We start from the raw sequence: 20,658 nt of genomic DNA, 5'->3' as shown, positions 1-20,658 counted from the left end.
CAAAATGCAGAAAACGGCCTTCTTCATCAATGCATCGCGCGGTGAACTAGTTGATGAAGCCGCGCTGGTTGAGGCGTTAAACAGCGGCCTGATCGCCGGTGCTGCAATGGATGTGGGACGGGCCGCCGACCAGATGCCCTCTCCCGAACTGGCTGCACATCCGCTAGTCGTGGCGACGCCGCATATCGGCGGCCTCACTCCACCCGCAGCAGAACATCAGGCAATGGACACCGTAGCCCAGGTTGCCGCACTGCTGGCAGGCCGCATGCCGCAAGGTGCCGTGAATGGTGCGGAAGCCTTTCGGCTTTCCCGGTACATACCTGAAGAAAGACAGTGATGACAGAAAATGCCTGCGACTGCCACATCCACATCTATGATTTGACGCGTTTTGCGTTGGCAGAATCGGCCACCTTCACCCCGCTGCCGGCCACTTGGCAGGAATACGAAAAAATCCAATCGGCTCTGGGGATATCCCGCTCACTTATTGTGCAGCCGACCGGATATGGCTTTGACAATCGCTGCACGCTGGATGCATTGCGCCAAGCTGGCGACCGCGCACGTGCCATAGTGGTGATACCACCAGATATTGGCGATACAGAATTGGTGGCGCTCGATAAAGCCGGTGTATGCGGTGTGCGTTTCATGATGGTGCCGGGCAGTGGTGGTATGTTGCAATGGGACATGCTAGTGACGATGGCCAAACGCATTGCGGCATTCGGCTGGAATATCAATCTACAGCTCGACGGCCGCGATCTGCCTCTTCACGAAGCGATGCTCCACGATTTACCTTGCAAACTGGTCATTGATCACAATGGCAAATTTCTTGAGCCTGTTAATACGGATCATCCTGCCGCCCGCAGCCTGTTGCGGCTGCTTGAGGGAGGCAACTGCTGGGTGAAACTGGCTGCTCCATATGAAACCTCAAAAATCGGCGCCCCGCATTATGACGACGTCAGCGTATTGGCAAAGATGTTTGCGAAAGCATATCCGGATCGCTGCTTGTGGGCTAGCAACTGGCCTCACCCCAATCGCAATCCTGCGCCGGACAACATGGCGTTGCTGGCATTACTGAAAAAGTGGGCACCATCCGATGAAATCCGCCACAAAATATTGGTAACCAACCCTGCTCATCTGTATCGATTTTAGTGACGGGAAAAGAAACTGTATCACACCGAAATCTGGCCGGAGCATTAGCAGCAGTAGAGAACTCATCTACAGCGAAGGACAACGAACGCCTTGCATGAGACCCTTGCTGGCGAAGTTCATGCGCCGCGCCCCATCACAGGAGATCGATCTATAACGTCAGCTACGCTTTATAGCGAATGGTGAAAATCCCTGACAGGTAGGCATCAGTTCGATGTTGTTGACGTTGATATGGGATGGCAAACTTGCGATCCAATACGCAGTTTCTGCAATATCTTCAGCAGTCAGTGACATCGTGCGTTCATACACTTTGGCCGCCGTCGCGTCATCGCCTTTGAAGCGCACGTTGGAAAACTCTGTGCCGCTGCACATTCCTGGCGCGATGTTGGTGGCGCGAACGCCTGTCCCAACCAGGTCGGCGCGTAAATTAAGCGTAAATTGCTCAACGAATGCCTTGCTGGCTCCATACACGTTGCTGCCTGGGCTAGGGAAATGACCGGCCAGCGAACCTATATTGATGACCAAGCCGGTGTCGCGCGTGACCATCGCCGGCAATACAGCGTGGGTCATTGTTACCAGGCCCGTGCAATTGGTGGCGATCATGGTTTCCCAGTCAGCGAGAGAAGATTCCTGGGCTGGGGTGGTGCCGAGTGCCAGACCAGCATTATTAATCAGCACGTCGATCTCACGCCACGCGCCGGATAGTGAGTTCAGCGCAGCATGAACCGAGGACTTGTCGCTGACATCAAGCGCCAGCGGAAGAGCGGCCTCGCCAAGCTCGTCGGCCAGTTCCCGCAAACGTTCAATGCGGCGTCCGGCGATGATTACTTTGTGCCCACGTTGAACGAAAAGTCGCGCCATCGCGGCGCCGAATCCGGCGCTCGCACCAGTGACAAAAATGATCATAATGAATTCAAGGTGAATAAGGCCTAGTACGGTCCGCGAATTGCCGCATGGATGCGTTCCCGATAAAAATCGGCCAACTCCCGATGCACTTCGGACGACAGCGCAGGCAGCTGCGAGGCACTACAATTTGCCTCCACTTGCGACGGCGAACTGGCTCCGGGAATAATGACTGAAACGGCGTCGTGATCGAGAATCCAGCGCAGCGCCATTTGCGCCATGGCCATTCCTTCGGGAACATGGGCAGCAACCTGTTCGGCGAGACTCACGCCGGTAGCAAACTCAATGCCGGCGAAGGTTTCACCGACATTGAACTGCTGACCATCGCGGTTGAAGTGGCGATGATCGCCGGCTCTGAACACTGTATCCCTTGTCATCTTGCCGCTAAGCAGACCGCTCGCGAGCGGCAGGCGCACAATGATGCCGACGCCTTTTTCCTGCGCGCACGGCAACAATTCTTGCAAAGGCTTTTGCCTGAAAATATTGAAAATGATTTGCAGCGATGTCAACCCCTGCTGCTCCAGGCAAACCAACCCTTCTTCCACGGTTTCGACACTGGCGCCAAAATGGGAGATCAATCCTTCATCGCGCAATTCGCGCAGCCAATCGAAAATTTTCCCTTCACGTAAGACCGCTAGCGGCACGCAGTGTAACTGTGTCAAATCCAGCCTGCTGACGCCAAGTCGTTCTATCGAACGCAACGTCGCACTGCGGACAGCGTCTCGCGTATACCCATTCGGGTAGATGGCGCCCCGCCCCAATTTCGTGGCGACGGTCACATCGTCATGCCGTCGCAGAAACTCACCAACGGATAGCTCGCTAGCGCCTTCGCCATACACATCCGCGGTATCGATAAAACGTACTCCGGCTCGATAGGCAGATTCGAGAATTTTCTGCGCGATATCATTGTCCCAGCTATTACCCCATCCGCCCCCTAATTGCCAGCACCCCAATCCAATTTCCGGAATTTCTACTCCACTGCGTCCAAGCTTTCGTAACTGCATTTCCGATCCATTCATTGGTGTTGTTGGGCCTTCATCCTGGAAGCAGTAAAAGGCTGCTTCCAGATATCGATAAGCGCGTGAAAATATTGAAAAGATGCTATATCGGCACGCTCACCTGTAAATTGATAAACTTACCGGAGCGACCGCCGCTTTGAGAATCATAGATAAGCGGAGTGAAAAAATCCAATTGCTAATTTTCCATCAGCAATATCCAATTTGATATGGTTCATTTTATGAATGCGCACCGTTGTTCGACGGAAAAATCGATGAAGCTTTCGTCTGGTATCCCTAAACGCCTTAGCCAACACCACTGCGATCAAACAATACGATGGACTCAAACATCGAGGTGATGAATCGGATGCCAGGCATCTGGCACACATTCTTCGTCTTGGGTTGCTTCCGGAAGGTCATATCATGCCGCGGCCGATGCGAGCGGTTCGCGACCTGGCGCGCAAGCGCATGCAATTGGTGCAGCAACGTACCGTCCAAATCCTTTCGATAGAAACCTGTCTGGCACAGCAAGCCAGTAAGTGGGTTGGGCTTTGAACCATCAAAATTGATTGGATATTGCGCAGTCTGCCATTGTTGTCTGTTCTGAGGAAATGAGTCGTCCGGATTGTGAGCCACCAGGGTCTGGAACCGCCAAGCGGTAGCCATAGAATTGCCCACCACTTGGACGCAAGACGGTACCGAGATGCTTCTGGGGCAGCTACGCTGCCAGGGTGGAGCAAGCGGTCATGCATCCACTTGATCCATATGGGTGACTGGTGCGATTCACGCAACCACACTACGAAGCAAAGGGCACGAAGTCAGACGCGGAAACCGCATAACAATGGCCGGATAAATTTGAAATATCGCGGAATATGGCGAGTAATAAATTCGTACCCTTTACAACGAACGACTAATGGGTGACCCACTTTGGAATGAACCCCTGGGGCTGAATCAAGGTTGGTCAAGAAGCTAAGACGCTTGCCGAGCGAGTTGTACTTCGAAATGGTTAGGCGATAGATAAACTCTCCAACGATGTCCCCTACCGACCACAACCGGACCTTGAAGCACTCGGCCAATTTGATATTGCTTTCGCAAATTTTTTACGGCGAGATCCTCTTTCCTGCCTACTGTCGCAAGACCGCGAAAATGCTCAATTCAAGCGAAGGACAAGGTGCGAGTCTGTCGTCGGGTGGTGCGGATCACGATGTCAACTTACGGAAATTTCCGCATGATCTCTTCGAAAAGCAGGCACCAGCTAGGCAGTTGTACCTGCTTCTAGCAAGGTTCCAGAAGGAACACGCCGTCAAAGTCGAGTAACAGGATCATCGGTGCTTGCAAGATCAGGATAGGCGTGTTTTGGGCGAAGGGGACGAACGCCGTGCATCCAAAGTGTCGGGAAGGATGGTCTCGATACAGTCGGCCAACGCCTCAACTCTCTCGCCCACGGTTCTTCCCAGCGGAGTCAAGGAATATTCCACATGGGGCGGTACAGTCCCATAAGACTTCCGATGAACCAACCCGTGCGCTTCCAGGCGCTTCAGGGTTTGCGACAACATTTTTTCGCTCACGCCGCCGACCATTCTGCGCAGCTCGCTGAAACGTCGAACGTCGCCCATCAGCACGATAAGCAGCAATACGCCCCAAGGACTCGTGACGTCTTTAAGCACCTCACGACAAGGGCAATCAGTTGATGTGAGTCCCCCGCGCCGGACTTGTGTGGAAAAGGACTCAGATGCGATCAGTTTGGTTTGCGTTGCCATCTCTGCACTAACCTTTCGGTGCGTACTTACGGAAAGTAAGGTAATGCATTATTGTAAGTGCCTTACCCAACCAAACCAAGGAATTTGTCATGATAGTTGTTACAGGAGCCACAGGGCGGCTCGGTCGTCTGGTAATTGAAAATCTTTTACGCACGGAACCCGCATCAAGCATCGTCGCTGTAGTTCGCGATCCAGCGAAGGCGGCCGATCTATCGATTCTCGGCGTTCAAGTCCGTCAGGCTGATTACACGCAGCCAGCGTCGCTTAGGACAGCGCTTGCTGGTGCGGATAAGCTACTACTTATATCTTCGAGCGAGCTCGGACAGCGCGCCTCTCACCACCGCGCCGTAATTGACGCGGCGATTTATTGTGAAGTCAAGTTGATCGGATACACGAGCGTTCTACACGCCAACACATCTCCGTTGGGGTTGGCGGATGAACACAACCAAACCGAGGCGATGCTTAAAGCTTCAGCCATTCCATTCGTTATCTTGCGCAATGGTTGGTACACCGAAAATTACACGATTTCAATTCCAACGGCGCTGGCTCACGGTGCGCTGATGGGTAGCGCCGGCGACGGACGAATTGCTTCGGCTGCGCGGGCTGACTATGCCGCCGCAGCCGCTTTGGCGATGACGCTTCCCGATCAAGCCGGACGGGTCTATGAACTGGCGGGGGATACTGCCTACACCTTGTCGGAGTTCGCGGCCGAAATCTCGCGGCAGTCAGGCAAGGCAGTCAGCTACATGAACCTGCCGCGTGCGGATTACAAATCGGCGCTCGTGGGCTTTGGCCTGCCCGAACCAATCGCGGACCTGCTCGCAGATTCTGACAGCGGCGCTTCGCAAGGCGGCCTTTTCGATGATAAGCGCCAGCTCAGTACATTGATCGGCCGCCCAACAACGCCGATGGCTGAGACGATTGCAGCGGAACTTAAGGCGTAGATAATTGTTGGCACATTGCTGCCAAGCCCATGCTTAGTCAACCAACGTGATGCGCCGCATTGCGCTGAGCTGTTGGTTGACTCAGCCTCTGTAGCGTCGAGGTTTGGCTGATGACCAATTGATTAATTTAGCTGGCCGTTTCAACGATCAGTTATTTGTTTTTCACAGGAGGTTCCAATGGGTATTCGATTTCTCAAGATCGCAGTAATCTATCTATTAATCGGCGCGTTACTTGGCGGCTATATGGGGGCGACCGAAAATTTTGCTTTGTCTCCAGTCCATGCGCATCTCGCGTTACTCGGCTGGGCTTCGCTCGCGCTTGCGGGTTTGATTTATCACATTTACCCGGCTGCAGCGCTGACGCTGCTCGCGCGACTTCATTTCTGGTTGCACAACATCGGCCTGCCATTTTTCATGCTCGGTCTCGGCTTGGTGCTTACCGGTCATACATCTGCAGTTCCAATCGTATCCATCTCTGCCGGCAGCGTCGTTATTGGCCTGGCAGCGTTCACCGCAAACGTTCTGATGAACGTGAAAGCTAATGCCGGCCGAGAGTAATCTGATTTGAAGGACCGTTTCTGCTGCATTGCAGACACTCAAGGAATCCAATTTGAGTTGAACTGCGGCCTTCACGTTCCGGCATGCCTTGTCAGATAAAATCACGATTTATACGCCTAACGTGCATTTCTCGTTATCGGAACAGGCAAGCGCTGTAAAAAATAGACCAGCGGAACACAAAGCAGGATGGATACGGCACTGCTGACGACACTCCAGCCGATGGCATAGGTGTAATCGCCAGGAATCATGTGCAGAGAAACCGCGACGCCACGCGTCAGGCTCAGGAAAATGAAATGCACCGGAAAAATTGTCAGCGTGTTTTTCGAAATCCAGCGGCTTATGCCCGACGTCGGCAACAGCGCGGAAACAGCAAATGTGGCGATGATTCCCAGCAAGGCGGTCAGCAGATAGAGTGCAGGCCGCTGGCCGAATAGCATGTTGGCGAGATCTACCCTGCCGTTAAACAGTTCGGCAAAAACAAGCAGCGCCGATGCAATCAACAGAATAATGAAAAGATAGCCTGCTTTTATATCGCTGAAAAAAATCTTCTCGCGGATATACTGCCCTAGCGCATAAAACGAGAGCGCTATCCACATGCTGTCCAGGCCCAATGGCAGTCTATACGGAAAAATTTTCCAGAGCAGCGTGACGACAAAGGCCAGAGCGGTAAACAGGCAGGCCGCAGCCGTCAAGCTCAGAAACTTGCGAGCAGCGTGATAAGTTATCGCGGTCAAGATCAGGCAGGGGAAGAACCAGAGCGGAGGATCGACAAAGAGATCCGATTCCAGCCCTGTAAACAAACCGACGATGGGCGCATGCCATGCCTGGCCGGCAGACAGCAAAGCCTTCGCGCCGACATTGCGCGTGACCAGCCAATACAGAAAAGCGAGCAAGAAAAATAGCAGATAAGGGATGGCTAAAGTCTGCAATACTTTTCCGGCATTGCGGTAAATAGTCGTTTCCAATTTTCCTGGCTTGATCAGAAATCCGGAAATGAAAAAAAACAAGGGAACGTGGAAGCTGAATATCAACTTCACGAGATAGTCCGGCAGCCCTCTGCTGTGACCGAGCACAACCAGAATCATGCCGATGGCCTTGGCATTGTCAATGAAGCCATAGCGATCGAATGAAGCCTGGAATGAAGCCTGATTGCGCGCTGAACGATAGATCGGTAAAAAAGGAAGCATGATTTATTCAGCGCAAGAAAAAAAGACTTTGCTTGTCACGCATTTGAGGCTAAACAATGGAGGGGTTCCCTAATAAGATATTGCTCAATGGAAGACGCCACCCGCTCTCTGATTTCATTTTTAAAAGCGCGCTTTCTTTGCGTCCTTTTGCGATGGCGAGTGTGAATTAACTCCAGCGGAGTTTCCGCGTAGGGGAGTTGAATTTTATAAAAATTCTTTTGCGGGATAGGATCGCCGTATTTTTCAAAGAATTTATCATACGAAAAATAAAATTTTTCACTCTGCGAAATCTGGTTTTTACTGGCAATGCCCAAGATCGTATTGAAGCCAAGGGCCAGCCCTACTCCACTTATCGCCGCCATCAACAATTGGGCCGGTTGAATATCACGGCAAGTTTTTGTGGCCTGCCGAATTTCCTCAAAGCCGTGCATTCCCTGGACGCTGGATACAACTACCACCTGATCGTCGGGAAGTTCGAATAAGCTGCCGTTGGCGATGACAAAAATCACGCGATAAATGCATACCAGATCCATTTTAAAGAGCAGGCACAAATCCCCTTCATGGTCGACGGTGTGCGGAAAATCCATCACTATTTCAAATGAAATGCCATCGATATACTGCTGCCAAAGCTGGGCGGGAGAGCTGGAAATATTATCAAGAAAATCGGTTTTGAAATTATGTTGAAGATAGGAATAGTGCGAAATCAATATCAACAAGCCGTTTCTTGCTGGAATATCAAAGGAGATGTAGTTTCTTAAATATTTATAAGTCAGCTCTGGCTTGCTATTGATCAGTTGCTTCGTTTGCTGGTGACTGAGAATACGGATAAATTTTAAATGTTGCCTGATATTCATGACAAACAACATCCCTCTGTGCCACGTCTTTGGTTTCAGCATCGAGCCCCTCAGCACGATATTCCTGGTAATTCTGGATGTGTTGGCAAAGAAAAATTTGAACGGAAGCTTTGAAATCGAATGCATGAGAAGATCCATATCGAAGCCCTTATCTAAAAGGGTGTTGGAAAAGGCAGAACCGCATCCGGCTTAGCAGCCAGAATCACGCGCTTGAACTCTGCCTGTATGCGCAACAACGCCGTTTCCGATTCGGCCTCAAAGCGCATCACTACAACCGGTGTCGTATTTGATGAACGCGCCAATCCGAATCCATCCGGATATTCGACGCGCAGGCCATCGATCTTGATGATTTCCTCAGCCCCGGGGAATTCCGCCTGCTCCTGCAATTTCTCTATCAATGTGAAATTCTCGCCTTCGGCCAGTTGCAATTGCAATTCAGGCGTGCTGATCGATTGAGGCAATGCGTTCAGCAGTGCCGACGGATCGCTCTCGCGGCTTAACAGTTCCAGCAGACGGACGCCTGCATACAGGCCGTCGTCAAAACCGTACCAGCGGTCCTTGAAAAACACGTGCCCACTCATCTCGCCACCGAGCGGCGCTCCGGTCTCGCGCATCTTGGCCTTCACCAAGGAATGCCCTGTCTTCCACATCAAGGGCTGGCCGCCGTGCTTGGCGATCCACGGCGCCAGATGGCGAGTGCATTTGACGTCGTATAAAATTTGCTGGCCGGGATGACGCGTCAGTACATCCGCAGCAAACAACATCAGCTGACGGTCCGGATAAATGATCCGGCCGTCTTTGGTGACCACGCCGAGACGATCGCCGTCGCCATCGAAGGCCAGGCCGAGTTCGGCATCGCCGCTTTGCAAGGCGCGAATCACATCCTGCAGATTCTCGGGATGAGCCGGGTCGGGATGATGGTTGGGAAACGTCCCATCCACTTCGCAAAACAACTCTTGCACCTCGCATCCGAGTGCCCGATACAAGTCGCCGGCAAAGGCGCCTGCGACGCCATTGCCGCAATCCAGCACGATCTTCATCGGCCGCGCCAACTTGACGTCGCTCAGGATGCGTTCGAGATAGGCGTTCCTGATGTCGTGAGTGCGGTAATTGCCTGCCTGCGCCAGCGCCGGCCTGGCGGCGGCATTGACGATCTCCTGATTGACGATCTCTTGATTAACAATTTCCTGATACAGCGCCTGTATCGTCTCGCCATGAATCGCTTCGCCAGCCAACACCATCTTGAAGCCGTTGTAATCGGGTGGATTATGGCTGCCGGTCACCATCACGCCGGATTGGGCGCCAAGCACATGGGTAGCAAAATAAACCATCGGCGTGGCGACCATGCCCATATCGATCACATCGACGCCGGCTTGCAGCAATCCGTCTGCCAGTGCGGCTGTCAATTCGGGGCCGGACAAACGCCCATCGCGGCCGATGACCACCGTGTTTTCCCCTTTTGCGCGGGAGGCAATCCCGAAAGCCCGGCCGATTTGATGCGCAATGCCGGCATCCAGCGTTTTGCCGACGATGCCGCGGATGTCGTAAGCCTTGAATATGGAGTTTTGGAGTGGGAGCATAATTTTAATGTGAGTGAAAGATAAATTTATCGAGGCCCGCCTGGGTTGCGCTCTCAGCTGCGCTTGTAGATATCGTCGAAACGAACGATGTCGTCCTCTCCCAGATAACCGCCGGACTGCACTTCGATCAGATGCAGCGGCATTTTTCCGGGATTTTCCAGGCGGTGCTTGACGCCTATCGGTATATAGGTGGATTCATTTTCGGTAAGCAGCTTTTCCTCATCACCGCAAATAATCCGCGCGGTTCCGGTGACCACCACCCAATGCTCGGCGCGGTGATGATGCATCTGCAGCGATAATTTGCCGCCGGGGTTAACCGTAATACGCTTGACCTGGAAGCGTTCGCCGGCGTCGATGCCCTCATAGTTGCCCCAGGGCCGATACACACGCGTATGATTCATGTGCTCACTGCGGCTGTTTTTCTTGAGATCTTCAACGATCTTCTTGACGCCCTGCACCTGGTCTTTGTGCACTACCAATACCGCATCCTTGGTTTCCACCACCACCAGGTCCTCGACGCCGATCACCGCGACAAAGCGATTCTCTGCGCGAACCATCGAATTCCGGACATCGTCCGTATACACGTCGCCACGCAACACATTGCCGTCGGCGTCGCCCTCCACGCCCTCCAGTATTTGCCACAGCGCCGACCAGGAACCGACGTCGCTCCAGCCGATATCGGCCGGCACCACCACTGCATGCCGGGTATGTTCCATCACGGCGTAATCGATAGATTCCGCCGGACAAACTGCAAATGAGGCTTCGTTCAAACGACAGAAATCAAGATCGTGATAAGCGCCATCGAAGGCCTTTTGACAGCTGTCCGCAATCGCCGGACGAAACTCTCGCAGCTCATCGAGGTAACGCGCCGCCTGGAATAAAAACATGCCGCTATTCCAGCTATACGCCTTATCTGCGACGAAACTCTCCGCTGTGGCACGGTCAGGCTTTTCAACGAATTGTTCGACGGCGTAACAGCCGGAGCCGGAGCCGGAGCCAGCGTCCCCCTGCCCTTGCACCGCGGCTTTGCCCCGGCGGATATAGCCATAGCCGGTTTCAGGGCCGGACGGCACGATGCCGAAGGTCACCAAGGCGCCGCTTTCGGCGGCCTTTACCGCACGCTGAACCGCCGCATGGAAGGCTGGCACGTCGCCGATCACATGATCGGCCGGCAGCACCAGCATCACTGCGTCCTTATCCTGTTGCAACAGATAATGCGCCGCCACGGCGACCGTCGGCGCGGTATTCTTGCTTTCCGGTTCCAGCAGGATATCGAGCGGAGCGACGCCGATGGCGCGCAGTTGTTCCGCCACCAGGAAACGATGTTCATTGCCGCAGGTCAGCAGCGGCGGCATTAATTCCGGCCAGTCCGACAGGCGCAGCAACGCTTCTTGCAGCATGGAGCGCTCCGAGCACAGCGGCAGCAGCTGCTTCGGCAACGCCTCGCGCGAGAGCGGCCACAGGCGCGTGCCGGAACCTCCGGCGAGGATGACGGGGTATATGTTCATAGCTCGCTCATTGACAAAGATGCTGCATTTTCCAAATGTCTTTCCGGCAGCCGGTCGCGTGCATCGCCCCAGTTCTGATCGCTTGCTTCCGGCAATTTGCGCATGTTGCCGGCGCGGTCCACGCTATATTCCTTGACCACGATGACTTCATCCAGATGGGCGTTATCGAGGATCCGGGTGTATTCAAACAACACGCTGCGCACCACTTCCGCGCCGGCGCATAGATGGCTGCCATGGCCGATCCAGGTCGGGCCGACGATTTTGCAACCGGCTTCGATCTTGCATCCCGAACCGATGTACACCGGGCCTTCGATTGTCGTCCCGTCCCAATCTATGGAGGTGTTAAGGCCGACCCACAGGCCGTCGGCGATTTGCTTGCCAGGCACCTCCAGTTGCGCCACCTCGCCCTGCAATACACTTTGCAGCACGCTCCAGAAATCGGTCACGCTGCCGATATCGATCCAGTTGAAAAAACGCTGCTGCGCATAAAACGGCATGCCCTTTTGCGCCATCAGCGGAAACAGTTCGGAACCGATGTCGAACACAGTGTCGGCCGGAATCAGGTCGATGACTTCCGGCTCGAAGATATAGATGCCGGTGCTGGCAAAATTGGATAAGGCGTCTTCCCGCTCCGGCTTTTCCTGGAACGACTGCACCCGGCCATCCTGATCCGTCACCACTACGCCGTAGTTGTGCACTTTGTCCCACGGCACTTCCTTGGTAATCACGCTGGCCAGCGCCCCTTTTCGCTTGTGCTCGAACAGCGCGGAGGTGAGATCGAGATCGATCAGGGCGTCGCCGCATATCACGATGGTGGTTTCGTCGAAAAAATTCGCGAACTGCTGGATCTTCTTGATGCCGCCGGCCGAGCCCAAGGGCTCAGGCACCACTTCGCCGCTATCGTTGACGTAGCCCTCGAAGGAGTAGCCGATCTGCACTCCAAACTGGTTGCCATCGCCGAAATACTCTTCGATCTTGTGGTGCAGATAACTGACATTCACCATGATGTCGCGCACGCCGTAGCTGGCAAGGTATTCGACCAGGTAAGCCATTACCGGCTTGCCCAGGATCGGAATCATCGGCTTCGGCAGATCGTAGGTCAATGGACGGACACGCGTGCCCTTGCCGGCAGCTAGAATCATTGCTTTCATGTTTCCTACCTCATAAAAAAATCGTTAAAAATAAGATCGGGCGCCGCAGGCTGTTATCGACCGGCCGGCAAGCACCCAACCATCCACTTCAAGTCTGGCGATTGCCTTCGCGATATTTGTTGCACAAAATCAGGAACGTCATGATGTCGATGGTGTAGCGGCGCAATAATCGCCGCGGCTCAAGGCACAGCCGATACAGCCATTCGAGGCGGATGCGCTGCACCAGGAGCGGCGCGCGCGGCTTGTCGCCGCTCCAGAAATCGAACAGCGCGCCGACACCGATAACCACATTTGCATTGAGGGACTGGCGGTGGGCGAGAATCCACTCTTCCTGAATCGGATTGCCAAGCGCCACCAGCACAACTTGTGCTTGCGAGCGGTTGATCGACTCAACCAGCGTTGCGCGATTGGCTGTCATGCCGTGGTAGCCGTCGCAGCAGCCGACTACCGTCTGGTTCAAGGCCGTGCTGACATGATCCGCGGATTTTTTCAGCACCTCCGGCTTGCCGCCCAGCATAAACACGCGCATCGGCCTTCTCGCAGCGGAAAATAGCTGCGGCATGAAATCGGTGCCGTTCAGGTTTTCCTTGAATGCTTCGCGGCGAAACAGAAATGCCGCGATATCCATGCCAACGCCGTCATTCACAACTGTCACCGAACCTCTCTTGATCTTGTCAAGCAGGCTGCGGCATTGAACAATAAAATTGGCGTTGGCAAAAAACAGCGTCGCCTTTTTATTGGCCCACACCGTGCGCAACAGGTACCTGGTCAACACCGGTGAAGTGGTTTTAACCACCGGATAACCGGCGATCGGAATGATCTTTTCCGCTTTCATGGACAGCTCCTTCATAACAGCAATACTTAAAAAAATGCCGGAATCTTATTCAGCCTCAGTCAACCTTAATCAGGGCTATTCGGCCTCGAACCATCATGCCGCCGCATTGCAGCTCACCGCGCAAAGAAACGGCGCAGCCGGGTCAGCGAAAGCACCAATCCGTGCCAGGAACCGTTGACCGCTCTGATGCGCCATCCTGTGACGATCACCATGAACGGATACAGCAAACAGGCAAGCAGAATTCCACCGCCGACCAAGGTCACATTGGCGAAGTGCTGCGGCATCAGCGACAAATAGGCGCCTAGACCCAGAAACAAAATCACGCTTCCCACCAGCGGCGGCGCCAGCGCGTACCACGCCATGCGCAGGCTCAAGCCAAGCGCCCGGTTCAGCAGCCGTTGCGACACCGGAAACACCAGCAGGTAGGCAGCGCAAAACGACAGGCTCATGCCGAGCAGGCCGAATCGGTAGAAGACCGCGGCCAGCACGGTCGCCAGCGTCAATTGCGCGACGCCAAGCAGCACCGGAATGCGATTTTTTCCCATTGCGAAGAACAAGTAATCATTCAATTGCACAATCGACGAGATCAGATACAGCAGCGCCAGAGCGCCAACGGTCGGCGCCGCCGGCAACCATTTTTCGCCGAAAACAGCCACGACCAAAGGCATCGCCAGCACGCCCTGGAAACACAGCAAGGGGGCAACGCAAAACAGCGTGATGCCGAGAATTTTCAGATATCCGCGGCGCAGCGCAGCCAGGTCCGTCCCGGCGTCGGAGAACACCGGCAGCGCGACCCTGTGCATGGAGCTTGAGATGACCAGGTACACAGCCGAGGTCATGCGCTTCGCCAGGTTGTACAGGCCGGTGGCGTACGGCCCCAGAAAAATGCCGACCAGCAGGGAGTCGCCATTGGCGTTGGCAAATCCCAGAATGCCGCTCAGCCCCACCTGCCGGATATCGCTCCAGTATTTGCGTGTCAGCACGCTGTCAAAGACCACCCGCGGCAGCCAACGGCTCTGCATCACGACCAGCACCAAAGCCAGGCCCGACGCCGTTACCTGCTGCACCACCAGCGACATCGCCCCCCAGCCGCTGGCCGCCAGCACGATGCCGATAGCACCGCCGGCGGTTACCGAAAAAATCGAACGGATTGCAAGCTGCCGGAACATCATGTTGCGCACCAGCCGCGCCTCATAAGCCCGCACCAGGCCGAAAAACAGCACTGAGACGCTCATGCCCTGCAACACCGTTTTCAGTTCCGGCGCGCGAAACAGGGACGAAACCGCGCCTGCCGAAAAAAACATCGCTCCGGCCAGCAGCAAGCCAACTACCGTGCAACACGTAAATACCCAGGAATACAGCCTGTCGTCTGGTATGGCGGTACGCACCACGGGCATGGCGATGGCGTCGAACACCACCAGCCGGGTGAACAAAATGAAGAGATGGGCAATCGTCAGCAAGCCGAAGGCGTCCGGCGTCAGAAAGCGCGCCAGAACCGCAAAGACAGCGAATGACAGGACTTGCTGCGCGAGGTTATCCACGATCGACCAGATCGATCCGGACGCCAGGCCGCCGCCGGGGTTGTTCTGACTCATCGGACTCCCGTTTCTGTAAGAATTTCCAGCATGGATGTTCCTTCCCCCGCTCCTTCCGCCATTCCTTCCGCCGCTCTCTCCATCCGCCTCGATTGGGCGGCGCGCAGCATGCCGGCCCTAACCACGCCAGCCCTGCACGCGCGCCAGCACGCTGACGTATTTGAAGCGCGCCTTCGGGAAATCGCCCCTCGCCATCGCGAATAGCATCCCGCAGCAAGTACGCAGGCAGGTACCCGGGAAATACCAGGGCGGATAATCGTTGATCCGCATCACATGGCCGATCCCGGTCTCATATTTCTTTTGCCGGTCGCAGGCGTTGAGATCGAAATCGCTGGTCTTGACCGGATGGTGCAAGGTCATTTCGACCAGGAATTTCAGCTTGAAGCCATGCCGCAGGCTGCGCAGCAGATAATCGGTGCCCTCCGCTGCCCCCCAAGCCGTGCCGGCGCCGACTCCCAGCGATTCGTTGAACCGGCCGACTGCATCGACCACGCGGCGGCGCAGGAAAATACTGAATTCAATCGCGCCGCGCCACACGTTATAGCGATTCAGCAAGACGCTGCTTTCCAGCCAGCGCCCCTCGGTACGGCCTTCGCCATCGGTGAAACGTCCGGTAATTCCATCCAGTTCAGGATGGCTGTTCAATACGGTGGCCGCCTCTTGCAACAAACCGTCCGGATACCAGCAATCGTCGTCGGGAAAGGTAATCACGTCGCCATCGGCGAACTCCAGGCCGGCATTGCGTGCGCGCGACACGCCACGCACGGCCGAGCGCAGATGCCGGACCGGAAACCTCTCGCGATACGCAGCCAGCATCTGCACCAGCCTGTCGTCGTGGTTTTGATCGACCACGATCAATTCGAAATTCCGATAATCCTGAGCGTCCAGCGATGCTAAAAGCCTGGCGACTTCGTCGGAGCGTCCTACCGTAGCTAACACCAATGAAAATTTCATCTAGATTCCTTTTGCTGTTAAGGCGCCATGTAATTTTTCAGAATTGCCATTTGCGGCCTGTCGCCGTTGCTGTCGGGCTGGAGGCTGAATGGATAAGTCCCCAGCCACTTGCCGGCGGCCCAGTAAGTCCAGCCGCCCCAGGCAGAACTGCCTTGCATGCCATCCAGAATTGCGGTCAGGGCCTTTAAGCACTGGTCGTTGACGGCGACACCGAACTCGCCCAGAAACAGGCGCTGCCGGGTCGAGTTGGCCCATAGCGTGAGGTTTGCCATGATCGCGCTCAGGCGTGCGGGGTCGATGCAGGTGTTGGCGGTTCCAGAGAAATCGGCGTCTGCGTATTGATGTACTTCGATCATGTAATTATTCGCAGGATCGTGAAACGCGCGGAATGCATCGGCGTTCGAGACGCCGTTATCTTTCGCATCCCACGAATGGGCGCCGCTCCAGCCGCCGCCGGGAACCAGAATCAGATGTTTCGAGCCGCGCCGGCGCAAGATGTTAAGCGTCTCCTGCGCAATGGAGGCCCAGGTCGCCACCGGCAGTTTGGCCGGTTCATTCATCAGGCCGAACGCCGTGCTGGCGGAGTCCGGGAACGCCGCCAGCAAGCGCCGCCACAAATCGTAGAAAGCCGCGCGCGGCACCTCGGACGAACCGATAGGATTGCCGCGATACTGGCCGAAATTGTGGACATCGAGAACCACGCAGACTCCCAGCGATTGCGCGGAAGCTACGCTGTCCTTTATCCTCTGCAATTCAGCCGCATCAAGTGCGCCGAATAATTGCGGTTGCAGCCGTTCCCACAGGAACGGCAGGCGAAAAGTATTCATGCCCAGCGATTGGAAATGGCGCATGTCGGCAGCATCGGGATAGACGTAATCCTTGAAGATAGTCCCTGGCAATTTATCCGCAGCGAACTCGGCGCCGCTCAGATTGACGCCGGCCATGCGTTTGCCGTCCAGGCAATTGGCGGCCGCCAGATCGCACAACAGGATCGATCCGAGGGCCAGCGCTATGGCTAACGCCCGGCGCCAGATTGGCGGCGGCGGGCAGGCGCTGCCACGCGCCCGATGCGACAACAGATTCGGCAAGAATTTCATCATCTGGTCTCACTTTCAACGGAGAGGGGTTGAGGTTGGGCGCGGGTCGCCAGCGGAAAGAGCGGAATGAATTTTCGTTTGAAGAGATTGCCCATGGATTTGATCAGCCGTGCTCCGGGCCTTTCCACCAGTTGATAGTTGAGCCATGAGAACAGCAGCAGCAGAACCACAAAGGGGATCAGGAAGGCAATCTGAAACAGGGGTGAAGACGACAGCGGAAAAAATTTATGACAGAGATAAATGATCGGCATGTGCAGCAGATAAATCGAGAAGCTGCACTCACCGCATAAAACAATCGCCCGGTTTTCGAAGAAAAATCCGCCCAGCGCGGATGGAAACGAAAAACCGAAGACCAGGAAGGAACCGAAGACGGCGGTCAATATGCTGCTATAAAACTCCTTGTTGCTGGAAAAAGGAAGGGCTATCCACCCGCTCTCCATCAAGACCATCGCGGCCAGCAACAAGCCATGCAGGATGATGAGCGATGTCCGGCCCTGGTTCTCGGCCTTGATTTTCGAACGGATTATTCCGGCGATCACGCCAAACAGAAAATAATGCAGTTTTGCGCCGACAAAGGTGCCTGGAAAGACATCCCGATACGACAAGAGAATCATGCCGCCAAAGGTCAGGAATGCCAGTCCGAGGATATCGAAGCGCGTCAGGTAGCGGCTGGCAGCGGCCCACACCAGGACGAACAGGAAATAGAATTCGACTTCGGGCGTGATACTCCAGAACACCGACACATTGCCCGAAAACAGAATGTGACGAAGGATGTTCTTGCTCGATATGCCATATACGAAATTCGGATCGATGCCGGTGTAGATGAAATAAGAGAACAGGAGGATGACAAGATAGGCCGGCGCAATTCTTGAAAACCTGGAAAACGCGTAATCGGTCACGCTCAGGACCGAAAATTTCTTTCCAAGATACAGATAGGCCATCAGGAAGCCGCTTAATGAAAAGAAAATCATCACGCCGATTTCGCCGGAAAAATTGACTTTCCAGGGCAGGGAAAACCAGTCCACCGAATGGCCGTACACAACCAGCAGCGCCGCCAGCCCGCGCAAGCCTGTGATTGCATCGATTCTTGTTTTATCCATGGCCGCCATCAGATATCTTCAGTTCAGGTGGGTTTAAGCCACCAGCCTCTTGTAAACATCGACATATTTATCCGCTATCCGCCGCCAGTTATAGCGATCCGCGAACTGCTGCACCTGCACCCGTCTGAGCGCATATTCCGCTTGCGTTTCCGCATGCAATTTCAAGAGGCCGGCGATATTGTCTGCGCCGTTTCCTGGCGCCAGCAGCAGTCCGATCCTTGATTGTTCGATCAGATGGCGAAACGGCGGGATGTCGCTCAACACCGGCGTCAGTCCGGCGCTCATCGCTTCAATCGGCGCGATGCCAAAACCTTCATGCCGCGACAGGCAGATGAAATAGCTGGATTGTCCGATCAGCGCCGCCAGTTCGTGATCGGCCGGATTCGGCACTATCTGCACCAGGCCGCCAAGCTGCTGCTGAGCCACCACGGCGCGCAGTTCCTCGGCCGTGTGATCGTATTCGCGGCCGGCGATGATCAGCTTCCAGCCTGCTTCGCGCGTGGCCAGTTGCTTGAATAAGGCCAGTGTTTCCAGCAAACCTTTGTTGACCGACCAGCGGCCGAAATAGATCAGCGTCTGCTTCGGCGCGGACGCCGCCTGGCCGCTGTATTTTTCGACGTTGACGCCGTTTTCAATCACGGCCAGTTTTGGCGGCTTGACGATTTTTTTAAAGATATCGCCATCGTTATCGCTGGTGGCAATGATCTTGTCGTAAGCCATGGACGAAGCGCGGGTTACCGTATTGAAGTAGATTTTTTTCAGATTCGACGCAAACTTCGTATGAAAAAAGCCGCCGTGCGTCGAAGCAACCAAGGGCCGCCGATGTAAGGACTTGGTCAGCGCCAGATAGTCGAAAAAGAAATCGACGCCATGCACATGAATCACATCGGCGTCCGCCACATGCTCCAGCACCTGAGGACAAAGCGGATATCTGCTGCTGCCGTGGAACGGCAGCCGCACCACGCCAACGCCGTTGACCTGCGCTTCAGGAGCGAGAAATTCGGCAGAGTTTCTGAACAGCCGGTTGAGCGTGACGATCTTGGGAATCTGGCCGTGGTGCTCGCGCTGCTGGCGGGCGATATTCTGGACCACGTCTTCCATGCCGCCTATGGACGGCGCATACTGACGCACGATGTGCACGACTTTAATAGACATTTTTGCTTCCTGTTTTGGTTTCATGTTAGATGGCAGACGGTTGTGAGGCGGTTGCGGTTGCAGGCGACGCCGCCAGAACGTCCTTCGGACGGCCGGCGGCGCAGCCGACCAGGAACCACAGAATGCCGGCGGTTTTCAACGCGAACAGAGAAGTGCCGCTGACGCACAGGATCAGAGACATGTACAGCGTGATGTAGGCGCGGAACCGGTCGCCTCTCTCGTCTGCCATCTTCAGCATCCAGAACACGCCCCATAGAAAAATGCATAGCAGCGCGCCGAGCCGCGTGAGCAAAGAGGGATAGCCCATGTCGCCGAAACTGATATTGAATCCGTCGAGGCCGAATATCATGCCCAGATCCAGATTCGACAATGTCTTGCCGCTCACGAAAAGACGGCCCAGGACGCTGTCGCTGTAGTGGCCGCCAAACACCGTCGCGAGCAGCAATAGCAGCGCCACGCTAAGTAAAGGGAGAACGATCATCCAGGCATAGTTTCGGCCCAGCGGCAGGCAGCGCATCACAAGCAGCGCGGCAACCGTGATCATGCCGTAGCGCGAATCGCTCAAGGCAATCATGGTGACGGCGGCCAGCAGGAAAAAAATCATTTCCTTGATCTCGTCGCGCCGCTTCGACAAGCCCCAGGCGGCGACGATGACCGCAAAATTGCCGAGTGAAACGGGCTCCAGAAAGATCGACGAAATCCGGTGGTTGCCAATCAGCGAAGGCAAGATCGTGCGCCCGATTCCTTCGGGCCGCATGCCGTTCAAGCCCAGCACGCTGTCTTTTGCCCAGTTGGATCCGGCAGCCAGGCCGCCCTGGTTGACGTAATAGGAAAAAATATTGAAGACCCGCGAAAACCAGTCGAGGAAGAACAATTCGAAGAATCCGAAAGCCAGCACCACCAAAACCATCAGCTTCAGCAGGCGATCGGTATAGTTGACATCGCCGATTTCCCGTCCGAGCCCATAGAACAGGATAGGAATCATCACATCCCTGAATCCTTTCGGGTCCAGCTGATTGCGCAAGATCGCCATCAGGAGCAGGTAGGCGGCCACCAAGCTTGCAACGGCAACGAATTCAAGCCGGATGCGCTTGATCAGAATGGCGATGCATGCGATGTAGATGAGGGCTTCGGCGAGTCCCACGCCGGCAACGGAAATGGCATGAACATTCGTATGAACCGCACATAAGACCGCCTGATACACCAGCGCGAACATCAGAATCCAGAACGCCATCCGCCCCGCCGGCAAGGGCGAACCGGCTTGGCCAGGGAAAATGAAATTCTTGATGTTTGAATAAAAATTCATACGCTTATGTCCTGATTTATGTTCTGACTCATA

The 20,658-nt window shown here is 55.0% G+C and carries 19 protein-coding genes and 1 pseudogene; 5 read left to right on the top strand and 15 right to left on the bottom strand.

The features are described from left to right. Positions 1-337 (top strand): NAD(P)-dependent oxidoreductase (locus KHU33_RS06235; protein WP_268907114.1); only part of this gene is annotated, 337 nt, incomplete at its 5' end. After that, positions 337-1,146 carry an amidohydrolase family protein gene (locus KHU33_RS06230; RefSeq protein WP_211461638.1) on the top strand — a complete coding sequence of 270 codons (810 nt, stop codon included), beginning with the start codon at positions 337-339 and terminating at the stop codon, positions 1,144-1,146. The genes KHU33_RS06235 and KHU33_RS06230, both read left to right, overlap by 1 nt. Before the next feature lie 156 nt (positions 1,147-1,302). Here the strand turns inward: KHU33_RS06230 and KHU33_RS06225 are convergent, their stop codons facing one another. Further along, entirely contained in the window at positions 1,303-2,049 is a 747-nt protein-coding gene (locus KHU33_RS06225) for an SDR family NAD(P)-dependent oxidoreductase (RefSeq protein ID WP_211461637.1), read from the bottom strand. 23 nt (positions 2,050-2,072) lie between these two features. Further along, the gene (locus KHU33_RS06220; RefSeq protein WP_211461636.1) at positions 2,073-3,050 is read right to left on the bottom strand and encodes an aldo/keto reductase; all 978 of its coding nucleotides are present in this window, start codon (positions 3,048-3,050) and stop codon (positions 2,073-2,075) included. Positions 3,051-3,347: 297 nt separating this feature from the next. Between KHU33_RS06220 and KHU33_RS06215 the strand changes: the two are divergent. Next, positions 3,348-3,572 (top strand): annotated as a pseudogene (locus KHU33_RS06215) (IS110 family transposase); the annotation flags it as partial. Between the two features lie 809 nt (positions 3,573-4,381). On the opposite strand, the gene KHU33_RS06210 reads toward KHU33_RS06215, so the two are convergent. Then, positions 4,382-4,801: a winged helix-turn-helix transcriptional regulator gene (locus KHU33_RS06210; RefSeq protein ID WP_211461635.1), complete on the bottom strand. Its 420-nt coding sequence runs from the start codon at positions 4,799-4,801 to the stop codon at positions 4,382-4,384. A gap of 89 nt (positions 4,802-4,890) precedes the next feature. Between KHU33_RS06210 and KHU33_RS06205 the strand changes: the two genes are divergently transcribed. After that, positions 4,891-5,745, top strand: a complete 855-nt coding sequence (locus tag KHU33_RS06205; protein ID WP_211461634.1) for an SDR family oxidoreductase — start codon at positions 4,891-4,893, stop codon at positions 5,743-5,745. Between the two features lie 177 nt (positions 5,746-5,922). Continuing rightward, positions 5,923-6,303: a hypothetical protein gene (locus tag KHU33_RS06200; protein WP_211461633.1), complete on the top strand. Its 381-nt coding sequence runs from the start codon at positions 5,923-5,925 to the stop codon at positions 6,301-6,303. Between the two features lie 116 nt (positions 6,304-6,419). Here the strand turns inward: KHU33_RS06200 and KHU33_RS06195 are convergent, their stop codons facing one another. The 12 genes from KHU33_RS06195 to KHU33_RS06140 form a co-directional block, all read right to left on the bottom strand. Further along, complete coding sequence (locus tag KHU33_RS06195; RefSeq protein WP_211461632.1) at positions 6,420-7,490, bottom strand: acyltransferase family protein; 1,071 nt, start codon at positions 7,488-7,490, stop codon at positions 6,420-6,422. 35 nt (positions 7,491-7,525) lie between these two features. Continuing rightward, positions 7,526-8,470 carry a DUF535 family protein gene (locus tag KHU33_RS06190; RefSeq protein WP_211461631.1) on the bottom strand — a complete coding sequence of 315 codons (945 nt, stop codon included), beginning with the start codon at positions 8,468-8,470 and terminating at the stop codon, positions 7,526-7,528. A 26-nt stretch (positions 8,471-8,496) separates the two neighbouring features. Further along, positions 8,497-9,924 (bottom strand): phosphomannomutase/phosphoglucomutase, encoded by a 1,428-nt coding sequence (locus tag KHU33_RS06185; RefSeq protein WP_211461630.1) that lies wholly within the window; start codon positions 9,922-9,924, stop codon positions 8,497-8,499. 53 nt (positions 9,925-9,977) lie between these two features. Further along, a complete protein-coding gene (locus KHU33_RS06180; RefSeq protein ID WP_211461629.1) occupies positions 9,978-11,432 on the bottom strand; it encodes a mannose-1-phosphate guanylyltransferase/mannose-6-phosphate isomerase in 1,455 nt (484 codons plus the stop codon). Then, positions 11,429-12,583: a sugar phosphate nucleotidyltransferase gene (locus KHU33_RS06175; RefSeq protein ID WP_211461628.1), complete on the bottom strand. Its 1,155-nt coding sequence runs from the start codon at positions 12,581-12,583 to the stop codon at positions 11,429-11,431. The genes KHU33_RS06180 and KHU33_RS06175 overlap by 4 nt, the downstream gene beginning before the upstream one ends. Before the next feature lie 88 nt (positions 12,584-12,671). Next, positions 12,672-13,418: a WecB/TagA/CpsF family glycosyltransferase gene (locus KHU33_RS06170; protein WP_211461627.1), complete on the bottom strand. Its 747-nt coding sequence runs from the start codon at positions 13,416-13,418 to the stop codon at positions 12,672-12,674. 113 nt (positions 13,419-13,531) lie between these two features. Then, positions 13,532-15,013 carry a lipopolysaccharide biosynthesis protein gene (locus tag KHU33_RS06165; RefSeq protein ID WP_211461626.1) on the bottom strand — a complete coding sequence of 494 codons (1,482 nt, stop codon included), beginning with the start codon at positions 15,011-15,013 and terminating at the stop codon, positions 13,532-13,534. Between the two features lie 117 nt (positions 15,014-15,130). After that, positions 15,131-15,967 (bottom strand): glycosyltransferase family 2 protein, encoded by an 837-nt coding sequence (locus KHU33_RS06160; RefSeq protein ID WP_230414090.1) that lies wholly within the window; start codon positions 15,965-15,967, stop codon positions 15,131-15,133. A gap of 17 nt (positions 15,968-15,984) precedes the next feature. Next, the gene (locus KHU33_RS06155) at positions 15,985-17,067 is read right to left on the bottom strand and encodes a glycoside hydrolase family 5 protein (RefSeq protein WP_230414089.1); all 1,083 of its coding nucleotides are present in this window, start codon (positions 17,065-17,067) and stop codon (positions 15,985-15,987) included. Then, positions 17,064-18,164, bottom strand: coding sequence for an acyltransferase family protein (locus KHU33_RS06150; RefSeq protein ID WP_211461625.1), 1,101 nt, complete (start codon positions 18,162-18,164; stop codon positions 17,064-17,066). The genes KHU33_RS06155 and KHU33_RS06150 overlap by 4 nt, the downstream gene beginning before the upstream one ends. Before the next feature lie 33 nt (positions 18,165-18,197). Further along, a complete protein-coding gene (locus KHU33_RS06145; RefSeq protein WP_230414088.1) occupies positions 18,198-19,319 on the bottom strand; it encodes a glycosyltransferase family 4 protein in 1,122 nt (373 codons plus the stop codon). Between the two features lie 25 nt (positions 19,320-19,344). After that, positions 19,345-20,625, bottom strand: coding sequence for a polysaccharide polymerase (locus tag KHU33_RS06140; protein WP_230414087.1), 1,281 nt, complete (start codon positions 20,623-20,625; stop codon positions 19,345-19,347). Positions 20,626-20,658: the final 33 nt, after the last annotated feature.

The organism is Collimonas silvisoli (genome assembly GCF_018305005.1).
Taxonomy (GTDB): domain Bacteria; phylum Pseudomonadota; class Gammaproteobacteria; order Burkholderiales; family Burkholderiaceae_D; genus Collimonas; species Collimonas silvisoli.
The sequence above is the reverse complement of the archived record's forward strand: the minus strand, read 5'-3'. Positions and strand labels throughout refer to the sequence as shown.